The 2,823-nt window shown below is 34.4% G+C and carries 4 protein-coding genes and 1 pseudogene; 4 read left to right on the top strand and 1 reads right to left on the bottom strand.

Translation table 11 applies throughout. The annotated features are described in order from the left end of the window. Window positions 1-110: pseudogene (locus Megvenef_RS08540) on the bottom strand (twin-arginine translocase subunit TatC); the annotation flags it as partial. Between Megvenef_RS08540 and Megvenef_RS08535 the strand changes: the two are divergent. The 4 genes from Megvenef_RS08535 to Megvenef_RS08520 all read left to right on the top strand — a co-directional run. Beyond that, window positions 79-477 (top strand): twin-arginine translocase subunit TatC, encoded by a 399-nt coding sequence (locus tag Megvenef_RS08535; protein WP_322777512.1) that lies wholly within the window; start codon window positions 79-81, stop codon window positions 475-477. The pseudogene Megvenef_RS08540 and the gene Megvenef_RS08535 overlap by 32 nt on opposite strands. Before the next feature lie 3 nt (window positions 478-480). Further along, on the top strand, window positions 481-1,761 hold the full coding sequence (gene serS / locus Megvenef_RS08530; protein ID WP_322777511.1) for a serine--tRNA ligase: 1,281 nt from the start codon (window positions 481-483) through the stop codon (window positions 1,759-1,761). Between the two features lie 6 nt (window positions 1,762-1,767). Next, entirely contained in the window at window positions 1,768-2,022 is a 255-nt protein-coding gene (locus Megvenef_RS08525) for a CBU_0592 family membrane protein (protein ID WP_322777510.1), read from the top strand. Between the two features lie 310 nt (window positions 2,023-2,332). Next, window positions 2,333-2,823: substrate-binding periplasmic protein (locus Megvenef_RS08520; protein ID WP_322777509.1), on the top strand; the 491-nt coding region annotated here is incomplete at its 3' end.

Below are 2,823 nucleotides of genomic sequence, written 5' to 3'. Positions count from 1 at the left end.
ACTTCATATAATAAAAGCAAAGGTATTGCAAGGGCTATCTGGCTAAACACATCTGGCGGAGTTAAGATTGCCGCCACTATGAAAATTATAACAATCGCCACTCTTCTCTTTATGTTTTATTTAGTAATGCCAAATGCTTGGTTATTTTTCATAAGTTATGAAAATGTTGATGTTGGATTGCCCCTTGTTCTTGAAGCAAGGATCAGTGAATATTTAAGTTTAGTTATACAACTGACTTTGGCTTTTGGCATATCTTTTCAATTACCAATTGTCATGATATTGTTGTCAGTTATTGGTTTGATTAATACAGAATCATTAAAACGAAAGAGAAGAGTGGCGATTGTTATAATTTTCATAGTGGCGGCAATCTTAACTCCGCCAGATGTGTTTAGCCAGATAGCCCTTGCAATACCTTTGCTTTTATTATATGAAGTTTCGATATTATTATGTAAGTTACTAGAAAAAAAGAGAGTTTAAAAAATGTTAGATATTAAGTGGATTAGGGATAATGAAGAAGAGTTTAATAGTCTGCTACATAAAAGGGGTATAAAACTTGATTCTAATGTTATACTTGAGCTTGATGAAGAAAAAAGGCAACTTACTACCTTAGTTCAGCAGTTTCAACAGGCAAAAAATACTAAGTCAAAAAGGCTGGCTGGTTTAAAGGGAAAATCAAATAAAGAGTTTGAAGAAGTCAAAAGAGACGTAGAGCATATTAATGAAAAACTCGCTGAATTGTCAACTAGAATAAGTCAAAGTGATAAATTACAGAATATAATGGATAATCTTCCTAATCTTCCTGCCAAGGATGTCCCATATGGTACTGATGAGTCCATGAACAAAATTATAAGAACTTTCAAAGAGCCAAATATTATAGAAAATGCTAAGGAACATTTTGAACTTGGTAATGAACTTGGTATGATGGATTTTGAGCAAACTGCAAAAATTTCAGGTAGCAGATTTGTTACTTTGAAGGGAGGGCTAGCAAGGCTCCAGAGAGCTATAATTAGCTTTATGCTAGATACGCACACAGAAGAATTTGAATTTGAGGAAATGTCTCCTCCAGTTTTGGTGAGACCAGAAGCTATGTATAATACTGGTCAATTACCCAAACTAGCTGAAGATTCTTATGTCACAGAAGATGGTAAATTCAGATTAATCCCCACTGGCGAGGTACCACTCACAAACATGGTAGCAGATTCTATTCTAAAAAGAGAAGATTTGCCAATTCGGTATGTTGCTTATACAGAGTGTTTTAGATCAGAAGCTGGCAGCGCCGGCAGGGATACCAGAGGGATGATAAGAAATCATCAATTTGGTAAAGTTGAACTAGTTACTATTACCGCTCCAGAAGAATCAAATCTAGAACATGAGAGAATGCTGAATGCAGCTGAAGAAATTCTTAAAAGGCTGGAGCTACCATATCGTGTAATGCTTCTCTGCACAGGAGATATGGGATTTCAGGCGCAAAAAACTTTTGATCTAGAGGTGTGGCTTCCAGGTCAAAAGAAGTATAGAGAAATTTCTAGCATATCAAATTGTGGTGATTTTCAGGCGAGAAGAATGAAAGCTAGATATAGAGAATTTGGTGCTACTAATACAACATTTGTTCATACTTTAAATGGATCTGGACTAGCTGTTGGTAGAACTATTGTTGCTATTTTAGAGAATTACCAAAATGCAGATGGTTCAATAACAATTCCAGAGGTATTAAGGCCTTATATGGGGGGTGAATCAACAATTCAGAGGATAGAGAAGTAATAAAATATGGATATATATTTTGTTTCTGACTTCGTGGGCTTAATCGGTGTTTTTTTAGTTGTTTCATCATTTTTCTTGCTTCAAGCAGAGAAATTTACCCCGTCATCCTGGGGCTATTTATTGTTCAATTTGTTTGGAGCACTGATGTTGCTTTTTTCTCTATGCCACACTTGGAATCTAGCTTCAGTAATTATTGAATGTTTATGGCTTTCTATCACTACTTATGGAATAATCAAGTTCAAAATACTAAGAAAAAAGTAGTTTTGTATCTTTAAGAGAAAACTAATATTATAGTAATATAAGTAAACCACTTGAATTAAGTGCAAGATAGGTCGTGATTTTAGGAAGCGTAAGATATAGGCTGATTATCCTGAACTTGATCAGGAATCTAGAATAAAGCAATAAAAAAGTCCTAAGATCATGCCAGGGATAACTTTTGCCTAGTATACTCTGAGAATCGGCTCGTTATGACAAATTTTGCACCTACTGTTAGGTGATTTACCATATATAATGGTAAGTGACTTAAGGAACTTGGTTATTATGGGCATCTTAAACGACTATAAGTATCTACATGAAATATATAATAACACTTATTTTTGTACTCATCCAATCTATCCAAGCTCATGCTTCTGATAAACCGATAGCTTCATCTCAATGCGCTGAAAGTTTTAGCAAGAATAAGATGCTTGGTGGTTGGTACTTGTGGGAACCTTACCAGTTTAATAAAGTTACTTCTAGTGGGTATAATTTGACAGGTATGGATATTGATTTAGTCAAAAGTATAGCAAAAAGAGTTGGTGTTGAAATAACATATGAACAAGTTGATTGGAAGGAGCATCAGGAAGATTTAAGGTCTGGAGAAAGAGATATAGCTGCTGGTGCTACCTATACAGCCAATAGGGCTGAATATGTTTATTTTTCGGTTCCATATAGGTTTGAAGAAAATTCTTTATTTACACTAAGCGATAGTAATAAAAGTTTAGAATTTCAATCTATTTCTGAATTTTTAGCCCAAATTAGACTACAAAATTATATTTTAGGTGTCACTGAGGGCTTTATATA

Origin of the sequence: Candidatus Megaera venefica (genome assembly GCF_034554655.1) — a bacterium.
In the GTDB taxonomy this organism is placed as follows: Bacteria; Pseudomonadota; Alphaproteobacteria; order Rickettsiales; family Rickettsiaceae; genus Megaera_A; species Megaera_A venefica.
This window is presented reverse-complemented; position numbering and strand designations above follow the sequence as displayed.